The sequence below is a fragment of the Pseudomonas sp. PSPC3-2 genome (assembly GCF_049897085.1).
GTDB lineage: Bacteria > Pseudomonadota > Gammaproteobacteria > Pseudomonadales > Pseudomonadaceae > Aquipseudomonas > Aquipseudomonas paraveronii.
Window position 1 is genome coordinate 135,131 of record NZ_JAFCVO010000011.1, and the last position, 20,701, is coordinate 155,831.

Annotated in this window: 18 protein-coding genes; 12 read left to right on the plus strand and 6 right to left on the minus strand. The window is 61.5% G+C overall.

Features of this window, described 5'->3' with window-relative positions; translation table 11 throughout:
- Window positions 1-224 precede the first annotated feature (224 nt).
- The gene (locus tag ACP7CJ_RS19275) at window positions 225-1,550 is read left to right on the plus strand and encodes an OprD family porin (protein WP_426101099.1); all 1,326 of its coding nucleotides are present in this window, start codon (window positions 225-227) and stop codon (window positions 1,548-1,550) included.
- Window positions 1,551-1,555: 5 nt separating this feature from the next.
- Here the strand turns inward: ACP7CJ_RS19275 and ACP7CJ_RS19280 are convergent, their stop codons facing one another.
- On the minus strand, window positions 1,556-2,044 hold the full coding sequence (locus ACP7CJ_RS19280; RefSeq protein WP_426101101.1) for a MarR family winged helix-turn-helix transcriptional regulator: 489 nt from the start codon (window positions 2,042-2,044) through the stop codon (window positions 1,556-1,558).
- Between the two features lie 213 nt (window positions 2,045-2,257).
- Between ACP7CJ_RS19280 and ACP7CJ_RS19285 the strand changes: the two genes are divergently transcribed.
- From ACP7CJ_RS19285 to ACP7CJ_RS19330, 10 genes are all read left to right on the plus strand, one after another.
- Complete coding sequence (locus ACP7CJ_RS19285; RefSeq protein WP_046483783.1) at window positions 2,258-3,088, plus strand: p-hydroxycinnamoyl CoA hydratase/lyase; 831 nt, start codon at window positions 2,258-2,260, stop codon at window positions 3,086-3,088.
- 109 nt (window positions 3,089-3,197) lie between these two features.
- Window positions 3,198-4,646, plus strand: coding sequence for an aldehyde dehydrogenase (locus ACP7CJ_RS19290; RefSeq protein ID WP_426101103.1), 1,449 nt, complete (start codon window positions 3,198-3,200; stop codon window positions 4,644-4,646).
- A 127-nt stretch (window positions 4,647-4,773) separates the two neighbouring features.
- Window positions 4,774-6,657, plus strand: a complete 1,884-nt coding sequence (locus ACP7CJ_RS19295) for a feruloyl-CoA synthase (protein ID WP_426101105.1) — start codon at window positions 4,774-4,776, stop codon at window positions 6,655-6,657.
- Window positions 6,654-7,895, plus strand: coding sequence for a thiolase family protein (locus ACP7CJ_RS19300; protein ID WP_426101107.1), 1,242 nt, complete (start codon window positions 6,654-6,656; stop codon window positions 7,893-7,895). The genes ACP7CJ_RS19295 and ACP7CJ_RS19300 overlap by 4 nt, the downstream gene beginning before the upstream one ends.
- Before the next feature lie 42 nt (window positions 7,896-7,937).
- A complete protein-coding gene (locus ACP7CJ_RS19305) occupies window positions 7,938-9,692 on the plus strand; it encodes an acyl-CoA dehydrogenase family protein (RefSeq protein WP_426101109.1) in 1,755 nt (584 codons plus the stop codon).
- Between the two features lie 204 nt (window positions 9,693-9,896).
- Complete coding sequence (locus tag ACP7CJ_RS19310; RefSeq protein WP_276197434.1) at window positions 9,897-10,880, plus strand: helix-turn-helix domain-containing protein; 984 nt, start codon at window positions 9,897-9,899, stop codon at window positions 10,878-10,880.
- Between the two features lie 70 nt (window positions 10,881-10,950).
- On the plus strand, window positions 10,951-11,883 hold the full coding sequence (locus ACP7CJ_RS19315; RefSeq protein ID WP_426101111.1) for a SphA family protein: 933 nt from the start codon (window positions 10,951-10,953) through the stop codon (window positions 11,881-11,883).
- A gap of 9 nt (window positions 11,884-11,892) precedes the next feature.
- Complete coding sequence (locus ACP7CJ_RS19320; RefSeq protein ID WP_276197436.1) at window positions 11,893-13,137, plus strand: MFS transporter; 1,245 nt, start codon at window positions 11,893-11,895, stop codon at window positions 13,135-13,137.
- An 18-nt stretch (window positions 13,138-13,155) separates the two neighbouring features.
- The gene (locus ACP7CJ_RS19325) at window positions 13,156-14,628 is read left to right on the plus strand and encodes an amidase (RefSeq protein WP_426101113.1); all 1,473 of its coding nucleotides are present in this window, start codon (window positions 13,156-13,158) and stop codon (window positions 14,626-14,628) included.
- A 158-nt stretch (window positions 14,629-14,786) separates the two neighbouring features.
- Window positions 14,787-15,695 (plus strand): methyl-accepting chemotaxis protein, encoded by a 909-nt coding sequence (locus tag ACP7CJ_RS19330; RefSeq protein ID WP_426101115.1) that lies wholly within the window; start codon window positions 14,787-14,789, stop codon window positions 15,693-15,695.
- Window positions 15,696-15,752: 57 nt separating this feature from the next.
- Here the strand turns inward: ACP7CJ_RS19330 and ACP7CJ_RS19335 are convergent, their stop codons facing one another.
- The 4 genes from ACP7CJ_RS19335 to ACP7CJ_RS19350 form a co-directional block, all read right to left on the minus strand.
- A complete protein-coding gene (locus tag ACP7CJ_RS19335; RefSeq protein WP_276197439.1) occupies window positions 15,753-16,520 on the minus strand; it encodes an SDR family oxidoreductase in 768 nt (255 codons plus the stop codon).
- Window positions 16,513-17,313 carry an SDR family NAD(P)-dependent oxidoreductase gene (locus ACP7CJ_RS19340; RefSeq protein WP_276197440.1) on the minus strand — a complete coding sequence of 267 codons (801 nt, stop codon included), beginning with the start codon at window positions 17,311-17,313 and terminating at the stop codon, window positions 16,513-16,515. Before ACP7CJ_RS19340 ends, ACP7CJ_RS19335 begins: the two co-directional genes overlap by 8 nt.
- Window positions 17,306-18,127, minus strand: a complete 822-nt coding sequence (locus ACP7CJ_RS19345) for a molybdenum cofactor biosynthesis F family protein (RefSeq protein ID WP_426101117.1) — start codon at window positions 18,125-18,127, stop codon at window positions 17,306-17,308. The genes ACP7CJ_RS19340 and ACP7CJ_RS19345 overlap by 8 nt, the downstream gene beginning before the upstream one ends.
- An 80-nt stretch (window positions 18,128-18,207) precedes the next feature.
- Window positions 18,208-18,867, minus strand: a complete 660-nt coding sequence (locus ACP7CJ_RS19350; protein ID WP_276197442.1) for a helix-turn-helix transcriptional regulator — start codon at window positions 18,865-18,867, stop codon at window positions 18,208-18,210.
- Between the two features lie 138 nt (window positions 18,868-19,005).
- On the opposite strand from ACP7CJ_RS19350, the gene ACP7CJ_RS19355 reads away from it, so the two are divergent.
- Window positions 19,006-19,719, plus strand: coding sequence for a GntR family transcriptional regulator (locus tag ACP7CJ_RS19355; protein WP_247406362.1), 714 nt, complete (start codon window positions 19,006-19,008; stop codon window positions 19,717-19,719).
- A 6-nt stretch (window positions 19,720-19,725) separates the two neighbouring features.
- Here ACP7CJ_RS19355 and ACP7CJ_RS19360 read toward each other — a convergent pair whose 3' ends face one another.
- Window positions 19,726-20,676, minus strand: a complete 951-nt coding sequence (locus tag ACP7CJ_RS19360) for a PDR/VanB family oxidoreductase (RefSeq protein WP_426101119.1) — start codon at window positions 20,674-20,676, stop codon at window positions 19,726-19,728.
- Window positions 20,677-20,701: the final 25 nt, after the last annotated feature.

Sequence of the window (20,701 nt, forward strand, 5' to 3'; positions counted from 1 at the left end):
AATGGCGTATTAAAAATGCAAAAATCGATAAATAAGTACTTTAAATTCATAGTGTTGAGATATGTATCTGTTCTGATCTGAAAAGTAGATAGCTTTATTAATGTTCGATTATCGGTCATTTGCGGTTGACGAGCACCGTCGGCTGTTTCCATTCTCTGTTCGCGAAGCCGACTGGGCCGAGCGTGTGTCACCCCAAAAACAACAACAACAAATGGACAATGAACATGCCAAAACTCCCTATGAAGGACGCCGTTGCTGTGGCGTCCGTCTCCTGTGTGTCGAACCCCAAGCCGAGCCTGGTCATGGCGTTGCTGGCCTTGAGCGTGCTGCCCACCCAGCTGTGGGCGGCAGGGTTTGTCGACGACAGCCACGGCACCCTGACCCTGCGCAATTACTACCTGGACCGCGACTACAAGGACGACGGTGCGAAGACCGCTGCGCGGGAATGGGCTCAGGCGTTCATCCTCAACCTGGAATCGGGATACACCCCAGGGCCGGTGGGCTTTGGCCTGGATGTGCGCGGGCTGATGGGGGTCAAGCTCGACTCTTCGCCGGACCGCAGCGGCACCGAGTTGTTGCCGGTGTCGGCCAGCGACAAGCGTGCCGCCGATGAATACTCGCGCCTGGCGCCGACCGCCAAGCTGCGGTTTGCACAAACCACCGTGAAGACCGGTGACGTGTCGATCTTCCTGCCGTTCGCCTTTGCCAGCCCGTCGCGCCTGCTGCCGCAAACCTTTCGCGGCACCACCTTGAGCTCCAAGGATATCGACGGCCTGACCCTTAATACCGGCTACATCGACCGCATCAACAAGCGCGACTCCACCGACTACCAGGCCATGACCATCGCCTCGCCCAACCGGCGTTTCAACGCCACCGCCACCACCTCGCACCTGGCTTACGTCGGCGGTGATTACCAGGTCAACAAAGACCTCAGCCTGCGCGCCTATCACTCGCAGATCGCCGACCTCTACCAGCAGGACACCCTGGCGTTGCTGCACAATCTGCCCGTGGGCGGTGGCGTGCTTACCAGCGACCTGCGCAGTTTCTTCAGTCGCGAGGACGGCAGTGCCAAGGCGGGGAACGTGGATAACCGCAATCTCTCGGCGTTGTTTGGCTACCGCCTGGGCGGTCACAAATTCAGCCTGGGCTACATGCATTCCAGTGGCGAGACGGCCACGCCCTATATCTCGGGGACTGAGCTGATGGGCATGAGCGAACTGACCATGAGTTCGGACTTTCTCAATGCCAAGGAACGCACCTGGCAGGCGATCTACGACTATGACTTCGCGGCATCCGGTTTACCGGGCCTGAAGGGCCGGCTGCGTTATGTGCGCGGCGATAACATCGAGCTGGCGGCGTTCAATGCCGAGGATCGCAAGGAGCGCGAGTTCCAGATGGAACTGGGCTACGTGATCCAGAGCGGCCCGCTGAAGAACGTCGGGCTGATGGCGCGCAAGTCGATCTATCGCAATGACTTCCCGAGCGGCGCGGCGTTTCGCGATGAAAACCAGACCCGTTTCCTGGTGCTCTACACCGTGGCGCTCTGGTAGGCCTGTCAGTCCTGATACACCTTCTTCAGCAAGCGCAGCAGCTCTGCACGTTCTTGACCGTCCAGGGCTGCGGTGGCGTCAAGGTCACTCTGTGCGGCGATCTCTTTGAGCGTCTTGAGCAGGGTTTCGCCGGTCTTGCTGAGGAAGATCCCATAGGAGCGCTTGTCCGGCTTGCAGCGCACACGCACGGCGAGGGCGCGGCTTTCCAGCTTGTTCAGCAGCGGCACCACCTGGGGTGGCTCAATCGCCAGGGCGCGGGCCAGGTCGGCCTGCATCAGGCCGGGGTTCTGCTCGATGATCGCCAGCGCCGAGAACTGAGCCGGGCGCAGGTCGTGCTCGGCAAGCCGACCGATCAGGTTCTGGAACAGCTTGAGCTGGGCGCGACGCATGGCGTAACCGATCAGGTCGTCCAGGGCCGAATCCAGCGGCGCGCGCCCCTCGGTGGTGTCGGGCAGGGCCAGGTTGGCGTCGGCGAGGTTGGAAGGCTTGGCCATTGACAGTGCAATCCTCAGAAGGTGGAGGTTAAGAAAGCTATCTAGTTTGCCGAGGTTGGCGAGCCATGGCTATGCCGGCTTTTCATAACACCCGAGCAGCTTAGGGTTTACAGGGGAAAAACATTGGTTATCAAGATTAATAGTTAATTGACATAACTATATTTGCGGTTTAATTTCGAATCATCTTCCCACCCAGAACAAGAGCGTACCGTCATGAGTAATTACGAAGGCCGTTGGACCACCGTCAAGGTTGAAATCGAGGAAGGCATTGCCTGGGTCATTCTCAATCGCCCGGAAAAACGCAACGCCATGAGCCCGACCCTGAACCGCGAAATGATCGACGTTCTGGAAACCCTGGAGCAGGACCCTGCCGCTGGCGTGCTGGTCTTGACCGGTGCCGGCGAAGCCTGGACCGCCGGCATGGACCTCAAGGAATACTTTCGCGAGGTGGATGCCGGCCCGGAAATCCTCCAGGAGAAAATCCGCCGCGAAGCCTCGCAATGGCAATGGAAACTGCTGCGCATGTACGCCAAGCCGACCATCGCCATGGTCAATGGCTGGTGCTTCGGCGGCGGCTTCAGCCCCTTGGTGGCTTGCGACCTGGCGATCTGTGCCGACGAAGCGACCTTCGGTCTCTCGGAAATCAACTGGGGCATCCCACCGGGCAACCTGGTGAGCAAGGCCATGGCCGACACCGTGGGCCATCGCCAATCGCTGTATTACATCATGACCGGCAAGACCTTCGGCGGGCAGAAGGCTGCCGAGATGGGCCTGGTCAACGAAAGCGTGCCGCTGGCCCAACTGCGCGAAGTGACGATTGAATTGGCGCGCAACCTGCTGGAGAAAAACCCGGTGGTGCTACGGGCGGCCAAGCATGGCTTCAAGCGTTGCCGCGAACTGACCTGGGAGCAGAACGAGGATTACCTCTACGCCAAGCTCGATCAGTCGCGTTTGCTCGACACCGAAGGCGGCCGCGAGCAGGGCATGAAGCAGTTCCTCGACGACAAGAGCATCAAACCCGGCCTGCAGACGTACAAGCGCTGAGGCTTGCCGGCGAATAGCGGGCCGCATCCCGCTGTTCGCGGCCTCACGCTGGCGCTACTGTGACATCGCTTGAATGCATTCCCCATAAAGACAATAAAGAGGAATCACCATGCTGGACGTGCCCCTGTTGATCGGCGGCCAGTCGTGCCCCGCCCGTGACGGTCGAACCTTTGAGCGTCGCAACCCGGTGACCGGTGAAGTGGTTTCGCGGGTTGCCGCCGCGACCCTGGAAGATGCCGACGCCGCCGTGGCGGCGGCCCAGGCGGCTTTCCCCGGCTGGGCCGCACTGGCGCCCAATGAACGCCGTACCCGCTTGCTCAACGCTGCCGAGCAATTGCAGGCGCGCAGCGCCGAATTCATCGCCGCCGCCGGCGAAACCGGCGCCATGGCCAACTGGTATGGCTTCAACGTGCGCCTGGCGGCCAACATGCTGCGTGAAGCGGCGTCGATGACCACCCAGATCACCGGTGAAGTGATCCCCTCCGATGTCCCCGGCAGTTTCGCCATGGCCCTGCGTCAGCCTTGCGGTGTGGTGCTGGGTATCGCGCCGTGGAATGCCCCGGTCATCCTCGCCACACGCGCCATCGCCATGCCGCTGGCCTGCGGTAATACCGTGGTGCTCAAGGCCTCGGAGCTGAGCCCGGCGGTGCATCGCCTGATTGGCCAGGTATTGCAGGATGCCGGCCTGGGCGACGGCGTGGTCAACGTCATCAGCAATGCCCCGGCCGATGCCGCCGCGATTGTCGAGCGGCTGATCGCCAACCCGGCGGTGCGCCGGGTCAACTTCACCGGTTCGACGCATGTTGGGCGGATTGTCGGCGAACTCTCGGCGCGTCACCTCAAGCCGGCCTTGCTCGAACTGGGCGGCAAGGCGCCGCTGCTGGTACTCGACGATGCCGACCTGGATGCGGCGGTTGCCGCGGCGGCGTTTGGTGCCTACTTCAACCAGGGGCAGATTTGCATGTCCACCGAACGCCTGATTGTCGATGCCAAGGTCGCCGATGCGTTTATCGCCAAGCTGACCGCCAAGGTCGCCAGCCTGCGCGCCGGCGACCCCGCGGCGGCGGATTCGGTCTTGGGTTCGCTGGTGGATGCCAGCGCCGGTACACGCATCAAGGCCCTGATCGACGATGCGCTGGACAAGGGCGCACGGCTGGTCGCGGGCGGCCAGTTGGAGGGCAGCATCCTGCAGCCGACCCTGATCGATGGCGTCACCGAGCACATGCGCTTGTACCGCGAAGAATCCTTCGGCCCGGTGGCGGTGTTGCTGCGCGGTGACGGTGATGAAGCACTGCTGCGCCTGGCCAACGACTCCGAGTTCGGCCTGTCGGCGGCGATCTTCAGTCGCAACACCGGGCGTGCGCTGGCGTTGGCGCAGCGGGTGGAATCGGGCATTTGCCACATCAACGGTCCGACCGTGCATGACGAGGCGCAGATGCCCTTTGGCGGGGTCAAGTCCAGCGGTTACGGCAGCTTTGGCGGCAAGGCGTCGATTGAACACTTCACGCAATTGCGCTGGGTGACCTTGCAGAACGGGCCGCGGCATTACCCGATCTGAGTCGGCGGCGCCGCTTCGCGTTGGCCATACCTAACAATAACAAGGCGGCAGCCTCAGGCTGCCCAGCCGCGCCACGAGCCGCCCCCAACCGGGTGCCCGTAGACGTGCCTTGATGGAGGAGAACCCTGTGAGTTCCGAATTCAGACCGCAACCCCAGTCCGAGCCGCGTGCGCCGCGCTACCGCGCGGTGTCCATCGGCCATGCGCCGGTGGAGGTCACTGAAGAACACGGCGTGTTGCATATGCGTTCCCTGGAGCCATTGGCCGAGTTGCCGGCGCGCTTGCTCGATCGTCTGGTGCATTGGGCTCGGGTACGTCCCGAGCAGACCTTTATTGCCGCGCGGCAGGCCGATGGTGACTGGCGTCGCGTCAGCTACGCGCAGATGCTCGAGAGTGTGCGGGCGATTGCCCAGGGCCTGCTGAGTTACGGCCTGTCGGCAGACAAGCCGCTGGCGTTGCTGTCGGGCAACGACATCGAGCATTTACAGGTGGCCCTCGGCGCCATGTACGCCGGTATCCCTTATTGCCCGGTGTCGCCGGCGTATTCGTTGTTGTCCCAGGACTTCGCCAAGCTGCGGCATGTCTGCGACCTGCTGCAACCAGGGCTGGTGTTCGTCAGCGATGCAGCGGCCTACCAGCGTGCGATCGACGCGGTATTGCCGGCCGAGACGCCGCTGATCAGCGTGCGTGGCCACGTGCCCGGACGCGCCCAGGTCAGCTTCGCGAGCCTGCTGCAAACCCCAGGCGGCAGTGCGGCCGATCAGGCGTTCAATGCCACCGGCCCCGACAGCATCGCCAAGTTTCTGTTCACCTCGGGCTCGACCAAGTTGCCCAAGGCGGTGATTACCACGCAACGCATGCTCTGCGCCAACCAGCAAATGCTGTTGCAGACGTTTCCGGTGTTCGGTGAAGAGCCGCCGGTGTTGGTGGACTGGTTGCCGTGGAATCACACCTTCGGTGGCAGCCACAACGTCGGCATCGTGCTCTACAACGGTGGCACCTTTTACCTCGACGCTGGCAAGCCCACGGCCCAGGGGTTTGCCGAGACCCTGCGCAACCTCAAGGAGGTGTCGCCCACGGCCTATCTGACGGTGCCCAAGGGCTGGGAAGAATTGGTCAGCGCCCTGGAGCAGGACGCCGAGTTGCGCGAGTGCTTTTTTGCGCGGATGAAATTGTTTTTCTTCGCCGCCGCCGGCCTTTCACAAAGTGTCTGGGACCGCCTCGACCGCGTGGCCGAGCAGCACTGCGCAGAACGCATCCGCATGATGGCCGGGCTGGGCATGACCGAAGCCGCGCCGTCCTGCACCTTCACCACCGGGCCGCTGTCCATGGCCGGGTATATCGGTTTGCCCGCGCCGGGCTGCGAGGTGCGCCTGGTGCCGGTGGACGGCAAGTTCGAAGGGCGCTTTCGCGGGCCGCACATCATGCCGGGGTACTGGCGGGCACCCGAGCAAACCGCCGAGGTGTTCGATGAGCAGGGGTTTTACTGTTCGGGGGACGCAATCAAACTCGCCGATCCGAATCAGCCGCAACTGGGGCTGATGTTCGACGGGCGCATTGCCGAGGATTTCAAACTGTCCTCCGGGGTGTTTGTCAGCGTCGGTCCGTTGCGCAATCGTGCGGTGCTGGAAGGCTCGCCCTATGTGCAGGACCTGGTGATTACCGCGCCGGACCGCGAATGCCTGGGCGCCCTGGTCTTCCCCAGGCTCTACGAATGCCGCCGGCTGGCGGGCTTGAACCCCGACGCGAGCGACGCCGAAGTACTCGCCAGCGCGCCGGTGCGCCAGTGGTTCGGCGACTGGTTGCAGCGCCTCAATTGCGACGCCACCGGCAATGCCAGCCGTTTGGAATGGATTGCCTTGCTCGACGAGCCGGCGTCTATCGATCGTGGGGAAATTACCGACAAGGGCTCGATCAACCAGCGTGCGGTACTGCAATGGCGTGCGGCCAAGGTCGAGGCGCTGTATCGCGGTGAAGATGTTGCGATCCTGCGCGCCGAGCCCAGGCCTTGAGCGGCGTCGGGCAGTATTCGGCGTTTGCCGACGTGGCGATTTACGCGGCGGTACGCACGCCGTGGGTCGACCTCGGTGGAGCTCTGGCCCAGGTGTCGCCCATCGACCTGGGGATCAAGGTCGGCCGTGAAGTCCTGGCCCGTGCCGGTGTCGACCCGCTGGCGGTGGACAGCGTACTGGCTGGGTCCATGGCCCAGGCCAGCTTCGATGCGTATTTGCTGCCGCGACATGTCGGCTTGTACAGCGGCGTCGCGCAATCGGTTCCGGCGCTGGGGGTGCAGCGCATCTGCGCCACCGGCTTCGAGCTGTTGCGCCAGGCCGCTGAGCAACTGCGCGACGAGGTGCAACTGGCCTTGTGCGTGGCCAGTGAGTCCATGTCACGCAACCCGATTGCGGCCTACACCCACCGGGATGGGTTTCGTCTGGGTGGCGAGGTGCAATTCAAGGATTTTCTCTGGGAAGCCCTTTACGACCCGGCCCCGGGACTGGACATGATCGCCACCGCCGACCACCTGGCGCGCCGCTATGGCCTGAGCCGCGAGGCCGTGGACCGTTACGCCTGCGAGAGCCATCAACGCGCATTGCAGGCGCAGCGTGACGGCGCTTGGGCTGAAGAGATCGTGACGGTCGATAACCAAGTGTTCGAGCTTGAGGGGTACCAGCCGCGAGGCATCAGCCTGGCGCGCCGGGCCGCTGCCGTCACCCAGGACAGCCACCCACGGCCCACCGACCTGGCGGCGCTGTCGCGCTTGCGCGCCGTGCATGCCAATGGGGTGCAAACCGCCGGCAACAGCTGCGCGGTGGTTGATGGCGCGGCGGCGGCTCTGGTCGGGCGCGCTTCGGCCTGCACGCGTCCGGCCCTGGCCCAACTGCTGGCCAGCGCGGTGGTCGGCGTGGCGCCGGAGTTCATGGGCATCGGCCCGGCACCGGCGATCCGTCTGCTGCTGCAGCGCAGCGGGTTGAGCCTGGATGAGATCGGCCGTTTCGAGATCAACGAAGCGCAGTCGGCCCAGGTATTGGCAGTGGCCCAGGAGCTGCAGCTCGACAGCGCTCGGCTCAACGTCCAGGGCGGTTCGCTGGCGGTGGGGCATCCACTGGCCGCCACCGGCCTGCGCTTGGTCATGACGCTGGCCCGGCAATTACGCCGGCACAACCTGCGCTACGGGATTGCCGCTGCGTGTGTCGGCGGTGGGCAAGGCATGGCGTTGTTGATCGAGAACCCGGCCTATCGCGGTTGAGCGTTCAACGGTGTAACTCCTTTTTATTCGATGAGGTTTGCCATGTGGAGCTATCAGGCGCCGCTGCGCGATATGCAATTTGTGCTTGAACTTTGGCTGCAAGCCCCCGAGGCGTGGAGCCAATGTTCGGCGTTCGAGACGTTGGACATGTCACTCGTCGTTCAGGTGTTGGAGGAAGCGGCACGCTTCAGTCAGCGGGTGCTGGCGCCCCTGAACGGCAGCGGCGATCGTCAAGGCTGCCGCTGGAACGCCGGCCAGGTCAGCACGCCAGACGGTTTCGCCGAGGCCTATCGCGCCTATGTCGACGGTGGCTGGCCTGCCTTGGCGTGCGCCGAAGAGCAGGGCGGCCAAGGGTTGCCGCAACTGCTCGACGCGGCGCTGCAAGAGATGCTCTACGCCAGCAATCATGCGTGGGCCATGTACACCGGGATCGCCCACGGCGCCTACCTCTGCCTCAAGACCCATGCCGCGCCCTGGTTGCAGGCGCGCTACTTGCCCGAGATCGTCAGTGGGCATGCCTTACCCACCATGTGCCTGACCGAGCCCCAGGCCGGCAGCGATGTCGGGCTGCTGCGCTGTCGCGCGACCCCCGAGGGCGACGGCCGTTATCGCCTGCAGGGCAACAAACTGTTTATCTCCGGCGGCGAGCACGACCTCACGGCCAATATCCTGCACCTGGTGCTGGCGCGCCTGCCCGATGCGCCGCCGGGCAGTCGTGGCATTTCACTGTTCCTGGTGCCCAAGCTGCTGGACGATGGCCAGGCCAACGGTGTGCATTGCGACGGTATTGAACACAAGATGGGCATCAAGGGCAGCGCCACGTGCTCCCTGGTGTTCGACGCCGCCCAAGGCTGGCTGATCGGCGACGCCAACCGTGGCTTGGCGGCGATGTTCGTGATGATGAATTCGGCGCGCCTGCATGTCGGCCTGCAAGGCCTGGGGCATGTCGAGGCGGCTTGGCAGAACGCCCGCCAATACGCCGCCGAGCGCGTGCAAATGCGCGCGCCAGCAAGGCCGCAAGGGGTGCCTGCGCAAGCGGCTGACCCCATCCTTTATCACCCGGCCATGCGCCGCGTGTTGCTGGAGTTGCGCACAGCCAGCGAGGGGATGCGCGCCATCGGCTATTGGGCCGCGCATTTGCTCGATCAGGCCGAGCATGATCCCAACCCGCAGGCGCGGGAGCGCGCCGGCCAATTGGCGCAGTTGCTGACGCCGATCATCAAGGCGTTTTTCACCGAACAGGGGTTTCGTCAGGCGAGCAATGCGTTGCAGGTCTTCGGCGGTTACGGCTATGTCGCCGAGTTCGCCATCGAGCAAACGCTGCGCGACAGTCGCATCGCGATGATCTATGAGGGCAGCAACGAGATCCAGGCCAATGACCTGCTGCTGCGCAAGGTGCTGGGGGATGAGGGACGTGCCTTCGGCCTGCTGCTGGCAGTGCTGCGCGACGAGGCCGGGCAGGGCGGCCAATGCGCCGCGTGTGCAGGTTTCGCCCAGGCGCTGGACACCCTGTGTGACGCGCTGGCCAGTGTGGTCGAGGCCATCCGTGAACGGTCGCGGGAGGACAGCGAGTACCCCTATCGGGCCGCGCCGGACTTTCTCCAGTTATGTGGCGTGGCCCTGCTGGCCCTGGCATGGGCGCGGGCCGCACGGGTTTCCAGGGCATTGCCCGAAGACGATCCGTTGCGCGCCGCCAAGCTGCAAAGCGCCGGGTTCTTTTTCAACTATCTGCCGTCTCGGGTAGCCCAGTATCGGGTGGCGATAGAGAACGCCTGCGAAGCGCTACCGTTTGTATGAAGGGAGCTGCGCCACGTTCCCGGTGGCGCATTCCACCGCCAGTCAGCGTATCAGCGGTAATACCCGATACAAAATACCCTGTGCACGTTAAGCCGAGCAGCGTGGACTATCCCATTTTGGCACAAGTGAAGGTTCACAGGACCGTTCGGAATGGCGCTTGCATAGGGTAGGGATGCAAGCTCCTGAACTGGTAAGGGTTGGGTCATGAACAATAATAATTTGCTGATTTCGGCGCCCTCAATGCCTGTATTACCCATCCATCGTTTTATCGCGAGTGACATTGATGAGCACGCGCAGAACATGGCGGGGTGGCAAGTTCGCTACGATCAACTGACCCCCGGGCGCTTCGAGGGTGAGCTGATTGAGTTTCGTGCAGACTGGATGCAACTGGTGCGAGACCGCTCTAATCAGGCCATGACCAAAAGCGGCGTGGCCTGGAAAGGCGCTATTACCTTCAGCATACCGTTGAGTGCTCATGGCCCGGTTTTTTGCTCTGGGCATCCGATTCACGAGCCCAGCATGTTGGTCGCCCACGGTGACAATCTTCCTGAATTGAGCACGCCGCAGCATCTGGACTTGCTGGGCGTGGCGATTGATGAGCGCACGCTTGAGCAGGTGCTTGAGCGCCAGGGTAGTCACTTTCGAATTACCGATCTTCCCAAGTGTTACCGCTTGGGCAACTCAACTGTTCGAACAGAACTTGCTATGTTGTTCGAGGAGCTTACGAGCAGTGATCAGGCGCATGATGTGCTGCTCGGCTATGACTCTATCCGCCGGGGTATTCGTGATGTAGTCATGCTGCATGTGCTTGAGCTGGTTGCACCGGATCACGCGCCGCCACTTAACCCCACGGCGCGCAAACGGATGGTCGACCGGGCGCGTGAGTATGCGCTGTCTCATGTCGACGAGCCGTTGTCGATCCTTGACCTGTGTAATCACATCGGCGCCAGTCGCCGTAAACTTCAATACTGTTTCCAGGAAACCCTGGGGATCAATCCGGTGGCCTATCTGCGTGCATTGCGCCTCAATGCGGTGCGTCGTGAACTGCGAACGAGCACTCAACTTCATGGCGTCCAGCAAGTCGCCGCACGTTGGGGATTCTGGCACTTGAGCCGGTTTTCCAGTGACTACCGAATTATGTTCGGAGAAAACCCTTCACAGACATTGCGCCGCACTCAACTCTGCTGAAATCGGATAACAAGTTAAAGGTTTCGCTTACTAGGATGACTCCTACACCAATGGGGTGGGAGGGCATTCGATGAACCATAAAAACAACGCAAGCATCAGACAATTTACGTTGATCACTTTGGGGCTGGTGGGTTTGTGCACCAGTGCTCATGGCACTGAAAACGGCTCTCCGACCACCGCCGTCGGCGTTTATGATTTTGGTGCGGGATTGTCGCCCCCGGCGACGCCGTTCGGCACGCTTGGTCTGCGAACCGGGTTCTACTCGACCAATGTTCAGAAGGACCGTGAAGGGCGCTCAGTCGATAACCATTTTTCCTTGGACGTGCTGTCCATCGGCGTCGCCTATATGCGCATGACGGATAACACTGTCCTGGGCGCCAAGTATGGGTTTGGCGTTATCGTGCCGTTCTTCAAAATGGACGCTTCGATCAAAGTGCCCACGCCTGCAGGGCCGCTGAGTCTGGAAGCCGACCCGTTCCGTTTGGCCGATGTGCAGTTTCTGCCATTGATCCTGCAATGGAACGTGTCGCCGAACCTGTTCATCAATACGCAGTTCCAAATTCAGGCGCCTACCGGTGACTACGACAAGAACCGTTTGGTGTCCCCGGGCCTGAATCACTGGACCTTCTCGCCAATAGTTAACGCCACCTATATCAGCGACAGCGGCTTCGAAGTGTCTTCAAGCTTTGAAGCCGACATCAATACACGTAACAACGCCACCGATTACAAAAACGGTATTGAGTACCGGCACGAATTTGCGGTGGGCCAGCACGTAGGGCCATGGACGGTGGGGCTGGGTGGCTACTACTACCGCCAGTTCACTGATGACAATGCACCCGGCCTGGAAACGGGAAATCGCGCGCGTGTGCTGGCTGTGGGCCCTGCCGTCAGTTACTTCAAGCCCGGGCTGCCACCTGTCTGGCTCCACGCCTACAAAGAGTTCGACGCGCAAAACCGTGCCCAGGGCTATACCGTGGCGTTGCGTGTTTCTCAAAGTTTTTGAGGAGGTGCTATGAATCAATCACACGCTGTTTCACCCGCGCCCCTGTCTTCGCCGCGTCAAGCCACTGGGCGACGTGAGGGGCTGGTACTGATGCTTGGCAGCAGCCTGACCATCATGGGGTCGGTGATGGTTGCGCCGATCCTGCCCAAGCTCGGCGCCGAGTTTGGCCCCCTTAACCCCCAGGCGGGTTTACTGGTGCCGCTGGCGATCACTGGACCGGCATTGGCCATCGCTTTGTGCGCCCCCTTGGCTGGCTGGTTAGCCGATCGGGTCGGACGCAAGGCGTTACTTGTGATCGCAACCCTGCTGTATGCCTTGCTGGGTGCGGTGCCGGCAGTCCTGGATAACTTGTCGGCCATTGTGGGTGTACGCCTGCTGTTTGGCTGCGCCGAAGCGGCGGTGATGACCTGTTGCGCCACGTTGATTGCAGACTATTGGCAGGGCGAGGAACGGCTGCGCTATGTCAATCGCCAAGTGGTGACCATTGGCCTGGTGGGTTCGCTGTTTTTTGTCGTCGGCGGGGCGTTGGGCGAGCACTCCTGGCGGCTCCCGTTCTTGCTCTACTTGCTGCCGCTGCTGTTGGTGCCGGTGATGATGAACGTGTTGTGGGAACCTGCGACTGGTAAACAACAGTTCGAGGAGCCCGATACAGGAAAGGTCGCTGTGGTGCCATTGATCATCGGATACATGCTGATCCTCAGCGGGATGGTGTTGAGTTTTATCGTACCGATTCAGGCCCCTGTTCTGTTGGTCAGTCTGGGCGTCACCTCGAGCACGTTGATCGGGCTGTCGGCAGGATTGAGCCTGCTGGCAACGTTGGGCGGGTCGTTGATGTGGCCGCTGTTGCGCCGACGTATCGGTGTCGCTGGTTGCAATGCGTTGTTGCTGGCAATGCTGGGGCTCGGGCTATGGCTGCTGATGCGCGCGCAAAGCTACAACGAGGTGTTGGTGGCAGTGCTCATCCACGGTCTGGGTGCCGGGCTTTTGGTGCCCAATGCGATGGCCCCCGTGATGAATGCCCTGACTGCCAAAACCCGCGGGCGCGGGTTGGGTGGGTTCACTGCCTTTCTGTATTTTGGCCAATTTGTCAGCCCGCTGGTGGTGGCACTGATCAGTGCTTTTGCGGGTGACCTGCGTCATTCGATCCAGTGGTTGGCGGTCGCCAGCTTTGCCTCAGCATTGTTTTGGGCACTGGCCGGCGCGCAGGCGCGACGTAAAACCATTGTCACTGTTGGCGGATCAAGTCATTCGTAATTTATAGGTACTAGGAGCATGGGTATGCAAGACATCCAGAACTTGCTGGACAGTGAAGACGCCACAGGTCTGGCCGAGTGGGTTAAGCGCGGTGAAGTGCAGCCCGGCGAGCTACTTGAAGCGGTCATTGATCGTATTGAACTGGTTGAGCCGCAGCTTAACGCGGTGGCCGAACGGCTTTACGACTCGGCGCGTCAGGCGGCACGCGAGTCGAGGTCCTTGGAGGGTGTTTTCAGCGGCGTACCGACGCTGATCAAAGACCTTTTCTCTCCAGTCAATGGGGCTGCGATGACCAATGGCTCGCAGTCGCTGGGAGGTTTTCGGGCAGATTTTGAATCTGAAATCGTGACCCGTTTGCGAGGTGCGGGTTGCTTGATTGTCGGGACCAGCACCTCCCCTGAGTTCGGTACCTCTTACTCCACCGAATCAAACCGTTTTGGCGCCACGCGCAACCCCTGGAACCTCGCGCACAGTGCGGGTGGTTCCAGCGGCGGGGCAGCCGCGCTGGTTGCCGCACGCGTAGTACCTTTCGCCCATGGCAATGATGGCGGCGGATCATTGCGGGTTCCAGCCTCCTGCTGTGGGGTCTTCGGGCTCAAGCCAAGTCGCGGGCTGCTGCCTTCGGGGCCGATGGTCGGAGAGGGCTGGGCCGGAATGGGTACACCGCATGCTGTCACCTTATCGGTGCGTGACAGCGCGGCGTTGCTTGATGCGACAGCGGGGATTGATCTGGGTGCGCCTTACGCTGCGCCGGTGCAGACGCTACCGTACTTCGCGGCAGTGCAGCGTGATCCGCGTCCACTGCGTATCGGGCTGGTTGAGCAGTTAGGGCCCTGGCCGACCTCGACTGAGAGCCTGGAAGCGGTGCGCCGGGCCGCCAGATTGTGCCAGTCCCTCGGCCACCGTGTTGAACCGGTCAGCTTGCCGGTGGCGTTGCCGGAGTTTCTGGATCAGGTCTTTACCATCATTGGTGCGAGTACTCGTCACTATGTCGATGTATTGGGCCAGATGCGCGGGTTTGCCGTGCAGCCTGAAGAATTGGAAGCCCGGACGCGGATTATCTTGCGTAGCAAGGGCGACGTCAGCGGCGCGCAATATGCAGGCGCGGTGGAGTGGATTCATGCCTTGGGCCGGCAGTTGGCGGTGTTCATGCGGAACTACGATGTGATCCTGACGCCGACCCTGACACGTGAGCCGGTACTCATTGGCGAACTTGATTTGCAAGACGACAGCATCAGCCTTGAAGAACTGATCGAACGTTTCCACAGTTACTCGCCGTTCACTGCGCTGTTCAACGCCAGTGGTCAGCCGGCGATGTCGGTGCCGTTGTATTGGAGCGCCGGTGGACTGCCGATGGGCGCGCATTTTGCGGGGCGCTTTGGCGAGGAAAGTACGTTATTGGCACTCGCCGCACAGCTTGAGCGTGCTCAACCCTGGCGTGGTCAGGTGCCGCCATTCAATGCTTGTCAGCGGTCGTCTGCACGACTGTGATCAGTCATTGCTGATAACTATCGATTGTTTACGGCGCCTGAGGGCGCCGTTTTCCTTATGGCAGGCTGGAACAAGCAGGGCCGCAACCTGGTGCAAGCAATCATGCTTGGTTTGCGATCAGATTCAGTGGATCGACTCGATCAACAAAGGACAGGCTGATGTTCTTCAAAACGCATAAACAGCAGCAGGCACTTGATGAGGCCTTGCAACTGGAACAGTTCACGTGTGAAAGGGCCCGGTTCGCGCAGCAGCAACTGTTGGCTGCGGAGTTGGCGACGGATCAGGCCGTCCGGCTGGAGCTCAGCGGGCAAGCGTTGGAAACGCTTCGTGAGGAGCTCGAGCAGGCTCGGCATCGCGAAAAAAATCTTCAGGTCGAGTTGAGCCAGCACATTCAACGGACCCTGCAACATCAACATGAGGCGCAAATCTGGGAGTTGTTGCAATCGACGCTAACTGAAGGCTGCTGGGACATCTGCGTGGTCAACGGTGATATTCAGCACCCGGCGAGTTGCATGCGCTTTTCCAATCAGTTTCGCCTGCTGATGGGCTATGCGCCCCATGAGTTACCCGATGGCTGGGATGCGCAGGTCGGTATCACGCATCCGCAGGATTTGCCGAAAATCATGGCGATCTTCGACCGGGAAATCCTCAGCTCTCACGGTAGCGCCGAGTACGTCTTCGAATACCGGATGCGCCACAAAACTCGCGACTACATCTGGTGTCGTGAACGAGGGCGTGCAGTGCGTGATGAGTCGGGACGTTTGACCCGTGTGATCGGCGCGGTACGGGACATCAGTGATGAGCGTTCGGCCAAGGCGACCCACCAGCAAATGCTTGAGCAAAATGAGGCGACCTATAGCCAGATTGCAACGGTGGTGGGCGTGATCAAAGGCATTGCCGACCAGACCAATCTATTGGCGTTGAACGCGGCCATTGAAGCGGCTCGGGCGGGTGATGCCGGGCGCGGGTTTTCGGTGGTGGCCGATGAGGTGCGCAAGCTGGCGGAGAATACCCGTCAGGCTACGCAGCAGATTCAGACGATGCTGCACGAGCACAAACACTCATAGTGACGGAAGGGGAGAAGGGGCTTGTGCAGCCCCTTCTCCACGCTCAGTCGCCTGGTTTCAAACTTCCGGCAAGGTGGATCCACCGTCGACCACCAGCGTCTGCCCGGTAATGTAAGTCGCCAGGTCTGACGCCAGAAACAACATGGCCCCAGCGATATCGGCTGGCTTGCCCAGTCGGCCCAAGGGGACCCGGCTGGTGATTGTGTCGTTCAGCTGATCATCCCCCAAATTCCCCATGGCAGGCGTTGCGATCATTCCGGGCTCCACGCCGTTGACCCGCACATTCACCCCCGCCAGCTCCAGCGCCGCGTTGCGGATGAATCCGTTGACCCCGGCCTTTGATGCGGCGTAGTGACTAAGCCCCGGATAGGCCACACGCGGGCCGGTGACCGACGAGGTCACCAGCACGCAGCCGCGACCCTGACGGCGGAACATGGGTAACGCTGCCTGGGTCAGCCAGAACAACGCCGAGAGGTTGACCGCCAGGGTGCGTTCAAGAATTGCGGGTGTAATCTCGGCGAATGGCGTCAGCGGAAAATATCCGGCGTTATGCACCAAAATATCCAGCCGCCCCATACGTTCTTCCAACGTTTGAACCAGGTTGAACACGGCCGTAGATTCCGCCAGATCGACACTCACCGCTTCAACCTGGCAAGCGCGACCTGACAGCTCGTTGGCCAGTTCCTGGGCCGCGGGCAATTGCAGATCGGCGATTACCACACGAGCGCCGCGCAAGGCGAAGGCTTCGACAATGGCGCGACCAATACCCTGAGCGCCGCCGGTTACCAGTATGGTGCGGCCGCTGAAATCCAGATCTTTAATCATGAGAAGGCTCCATGTGGGCATAAGCCAGGGTCGGCACATCGACGATGGTCGAACCGCCGTCGGCCACCAGTGTCGCGCCGGTGATAATCGATGCCTCACTGGACGCCAGGAAGCGACAGACCCTGGCAATTTCCTCGGCGCTGGCCGGCCGGCGTAGCGGCACGTCGGCGCAGACCCGGTCATAGGCTTGCTGCAGCGTCTCGCCATAAAATTCCATCAGGGGTTCCATCTCCTGATCGGCCATCGGCGTGCGCACCCAGCCCGGGCATACCGCATTTACCCGCACGCCGCGAGGGCCGTAATCCCGGGCCAGCGAGCGATTAAGACCGAGCAGTGCATGCTTGGCGGTGGTGTAGCCGCAGACCTCGGGCCCGGCAGCCAGGGAGGCGATTGAACCAATCAGTACGATGTTGCCTGCGCTCTCCAGCAGCAGCGGCAGGCAGGCTCGTGCGCTATAAAAGGCGCTGTCAAGGTTGCTGCGCAGAGCCGCTTCCCACGTCTGTGGGCTGGTTTGCGTGGCGCTGCCCAAGCCGTGGCCGCCGGCACAGGCCAGCAACACATCAAGCCGACCATAGCGCTGGCTGATCTGCGCGACAAACGCTTCCCAGGTCGCTGGGCAGGCGGCATCGCCCACGAGCACCCAGCCACCGGTTTCTTCAGCTACCTGCTCCAACGGTTCGCGACGACGGCCGATCAGCACCAGGTTGGCCCCTTCGGTGGCGTACAGTCGGGCGCAGGCGGCCCCGATGCCGGTGCCGGCGCCGGTGATAACGACGGTACGAGGTTCACGCATCAGGATACTCCGTGCGGTTAAGTACCTGGCAGTAAGAGCTGACCGGGAAGTTCGACAACTCATCGAAGGACGCTGAGGCGTAACCGAAAATCTTGCCGTCACTGCGGTGTTGTTGCATATCGATCAGTACCAGGCCGAGGGTCGGGATGATCTTTTCGCGCCAGACGAACAGGTAGAGTTGATCGGCGATTTTGTAGTAATGGCAGCGATCGGTATCACACAAGCCTTTTTCAACACCTTCAAGGCATTGCCAGGCATAGAACTGATCGTTGAGGTAGATGTGCTCGTAGACCTCGCTGGGGCTGTAGCGATACAGGTTGCGCAGGCCGGTCAGCTCGTTGGTGTGAACGTGCGGGCACTGGCCTGCCAGCCAGGGTCGGTCGAGGCTGCCGTGGACGAAGTCCACCTCAACGGATGTCAGGGGTTTGCCGGCCAGGGCTCGGCTGTAGAGGCCTTCAGCGTTGTTTACTTGAGTCGGCATACGGCCGATGACTGCGGTGAACGAAGCGCTGTGAGTGTCCAGGACCAGGCTGATGGACCAGCTCAAGCCGTTCTGATGCTTGATGAAATCCACCAGGTACAAACCAGGGCGGATCGACGTGGCCCGGTAGGGCGCCGTGCCGCTGGAATGACCATCGGCTGCAGACCATGACAGCGTTTCGGTGTTGAAACGATGTTCGATCTGCCTGCCATCGGCGAAGTTCAGGGTGAAGGCTTTGTCGCTCAGGTCGGCCAGATTAGGCAGGATGAAGGCTTCAGGGGCGAAACCGTCGGCCAGTGCGCCGACGGTAATCCAGTCAGAAGAAGTTGTCATTGCAATACTCCGGTTACGTGAATTAACACGCTGGAGCATGCAGTTCGCAGAAGGTCTCGCCTATCAACCGGATGGTTGAGCTAGAGAAACAGTATCCCCACCAACTCGGTGCGGCTACTTGCGTGGGTCTTGCGGAATAGGTTGATCAGGTGGGTCTTGATGGTCGGCAAGCCGACGTTCAGTTCCTGTGCCAGCTGTTTGTTGCTCGCGCCCTGGCGCAACAATAAGGCGATCTGCCGCTCTCTGGGCGTCAGGTCGATCAGCGGGTCTTCATCGGGTTGTATGTTCGCGACGGCCAGTTGCAGCAGGGACTGCAAGGCGTTGAGCTGGCTTAGCTGATCAGGGGTGAAGGCGCCTTGTTCGGCGGTGCGTAACAGAGAGATCGCCGCTTGAGGCTGGCCGGCGCGATGGGCGAGGATTTCGACGACATCGACAACCCCGTAGCGCAACAGGAAATCCTGATAACGGTGATTGTCCCTTTGAGGCTGCCTGGCCATGGCAAAGCCCAGTGGCACCACGTTCAACCCGCTGGATGCGCAGTTACTCGGTTGCAGCGGATCGAACTGCTGGTAGTTGTCTAAATAGTCGCGATGCATCTCGCCGCTCATGCCGTGCAATCGAAAATCACGAGCTTGCAGTTGTCGATCGACGCAGTAAAACGCGGCCTGACTGACATGAACAAGCTGAGTGAAAGCCTGCAGGCAATGGTCGGCGACTTCCTGGGCAGGTATAGCGTTCATAAGTGACCACCACCGGCAAAAAGACTGTTGTTGACTATAGTGGCTTGTTCTGCGAATGGATAGATTACCCGCGATGGTTGCCGAGGGGAGCGAGGCTTACGGTACTATGACGGCCCACGTTTTCTGGAAGTTGCCTGGATGAGTAAACCCGGTCAATTGGTGCTGGTTGCACTGCGCAAGATGATCGCCAGCGGCGAGTTGGCGGCGGGCGAGCGGCTGATGGAGATTCCTACGGCGCAGTTGTTCGGTGTGTCACGCATGCCCGTGCGCATGGCGTTCCGTACCCTCGAGCAGGAAGGGCTGCTGGTGCCGTTTGGCGGGCGCGGGTATCAGGTGCGTTCGGTCAGCCCGGACGACATTGCCGGCGCCGTCGAAGTGCGTGGCGTGCTTGAGGGCCTGGCTGCGCGTCAAACCGCCGAGCGCGGTTTGTCCGACGCGGCGCGTGCGACGCTTGAGCGCTGCCTGGTGGAAGGCGATCAACTGTTCGACAAGGGCTACGTGACCGAGGACGACCTTGAGGTCTATCACGACCTGAACATGCGCTTTCACCACGTCATCGTTGAAGGCAGCCACAACCCGGCGATCGCCGACGCGCTGGCACGCAATGATCACCTGCCGTTCGCGTCGGTCACCGCGCTGGCGGTGGATCGCGAGGACATGGTCCGCGAATACCGGCGTTTCAACTATGCCCACATGCAACATCACTCGGTCTTCGATGCCCTGGTCAATCGCCAGGGCGCGCGGGCCGAAGCGATCATGCGCGAGCACGCCAACGCGACCTTGCGTTATGCCGAGATCTTCGGTTCCGCGACCGCCAACGCGCGGATGAAGGTCATTTTGCCCACGGCGTGACGCCTTTCAGAGATCGAGCACCAGCAGCGGGGTTTTTGCGCGGGAGCAGCAGGGGGTGAACTGGTCGTTCTGCGTTTGCTCCTGCTCGGTGAGGAACAGGTCGCGATGCTCCGGGATGCCTTCCAGCACGCGGGTCAGGCAGGTTCCGCAAATTCCTTGTTCGCACGACACGGCAATCTCGATACCGTGGCTTTCCAGGACCTGGACCACGCTCCGGTCGGCCGGTATGTCGAAGACCTGGCCGCTGCTGGCGAGCTTCACCGAAAACCCCCCGTCGAGGCGGCTATCCACTGGCGCCGCCGCGAAGTATTCGCGATGCAGGCATGCCTCCTGCCAGCCCTGGGCCCGAGCGCTGTCGAGCACATGCTGCATGAAACCGCCGGGGCCGCAGACATACAGGTGGACGTTGGCGTCGGGCGCCGCCAGCACCTGGGCGGTGTTCATTGCCGTAGGGGGCTGCTCGTCGAAATGCAGGAACACGCGCTCGGCGAACGATGCGTCCTTGAGGCGTTGCACAAAGGCTGCGCGTTCACTGGCGCGGGCACAATAATGCAGTTCGAAGTCGGCGCCGATATGGGCCAGGCGTTCGGCCATGCACAGGATCGGGGTGATGCCGATGCCGCCGGCGAACAGCAGGCTGCGTCGGGCGTCGTGTGCCAGCGGGAACAGGTTGCGCGGTGCGCTGATCTGCAGGCGGGCGCCCGGCTGTATGTGTTCGTGCAGGCAGCGGGAGCCGCCACGAGAGGCTGGGTCCTTGAGCACGCCGATCAGGTAGCGATGCTGTTCTTCAGGGTGATTGCACAGGGAGTATTGGCGGATCAGCCCGTCCGGCAGATGCACGTCGATATGTGCGCCGGCGCTGAAGGCCGGCAGCGCTTGGCCATCGACGCTGGCCAATTCAAAGCTGCAAATGTCCTGGGCTTCGTTGTTTCGCGATACCACCACCACATCGATCATGTTCAGTCCTCGTAGAGTTATCGCG

Coding starts and splice junctions, on each gene's coding strand:
- ACP7CJ_RS19275 (WP_426101099.1), top strand. CDS start 225: ATGCCAAAACTCCCTATGAAGGACGCCGTTGCTGTGGCGTCCGTCTCC.
- ACP7CJ_RS19280 (WP_426101101.1), bottom strand. CDS start 2,044: ATGGCCAAGCCTTCCAACCTCGCCGACGCCAACCTGGCCCTGCCCGAC.
- ACP7CJ_RS19285 (WP_046483783.1), top strand. CDS start 2,258: ATGAGTAATTACGAAGGCCGTTGGACCACCGTCAAGGTTGAAATCGAG.
- ACP7CJ_RS19290 (WP_426101103.1), top strand. CDS start 3,198: ATGCTGGACGTGCCCCTGTTGATCGGCGGCCAGTCGTGCCCCGCCCGT.
- ACP7CJ_RS19305 (WP_426101109.1), top strand. CDS start 7,938: ATGTGGAGCTATCAGGCGCCGCTGCGCGATATGCAATTTGTGCTTGAA.
- ACP7CJ_RS19310 (WP_276197434.1), top strand. CDS start 9,897: ATGAACAATAATAATTTGCTGATTTCGGCGCCCTCAATGCCTGTATTA.
- ACP7CJ_RS19315 (WP_426101111.1), top strand. CDS start 10,951: ATGAACCATAAAAACAACGCAAGCATCAGACAATTTACGTTGATCACT.
- ACP7CJ_RS19320 (WP_276197436.1), top strand. CDS start 11,893: ATGAATCAATCACACGCTGTTTCACCCGCGCCCCTGTCTTCGCCGCGT.
- ACP7CJ_RS19325 (WP_426101113.1), top strand. CDS start 13,156: ATGGGTATGCAAGACATCCAGAACTTGCTGGACAGTGAAGACGCCACA.
- ACP7CJ_RS19330 (WP_426101115.1), top strand. CDS start 14,787: ATGTTCTTCAAAACGCATAAACAGCAGCAGGCACTTGATGAGGCCTTG.
- ACP7CJ_RS19335 (WP_276197439.1), bottom strand. CDS start 16,520: ATGATTAAAGATCTGGATTTCAGCGGCCGCACCATACTGGTAACCGGC.
- ACP7CJ_RS19340 (WP_276197440.1), bottom strand. CDS start 17,313: ATGCGTGAACCTCGTACCGTCGTTATCACCGGCGCCGGCACCGGCATC.
- ACP7CJ_RS19345 (WP_426101117.1), bottom strand. CDS start 18,127: ATGACAACTTCTTCTGACTGGATTACCGTCGGCGCACTGGCCGACGGT.
- ACP7CJ_RS19350 (WP_276197442.1), bottom strand. CDS start 18,867: ATGAACGCTATACCTGCCCAGGAAGTCGCCGACCATTGCCTGCAGGCT.
- ACP7CJ_RS19355 (WP_247406362.1), top strand. CDS start 19,006: ATGAGTAAACCCGGTCAATTGGTGCTGGTTGCACTGCGCAAGATGATC.
- ACP7CJ_RS19360 (WP_426101119.1), bottom strand. CDS start 20,676: ATGATCGATGTGGTGGTGGTATCGCGAAACAACGAAGCCCAGGACATT.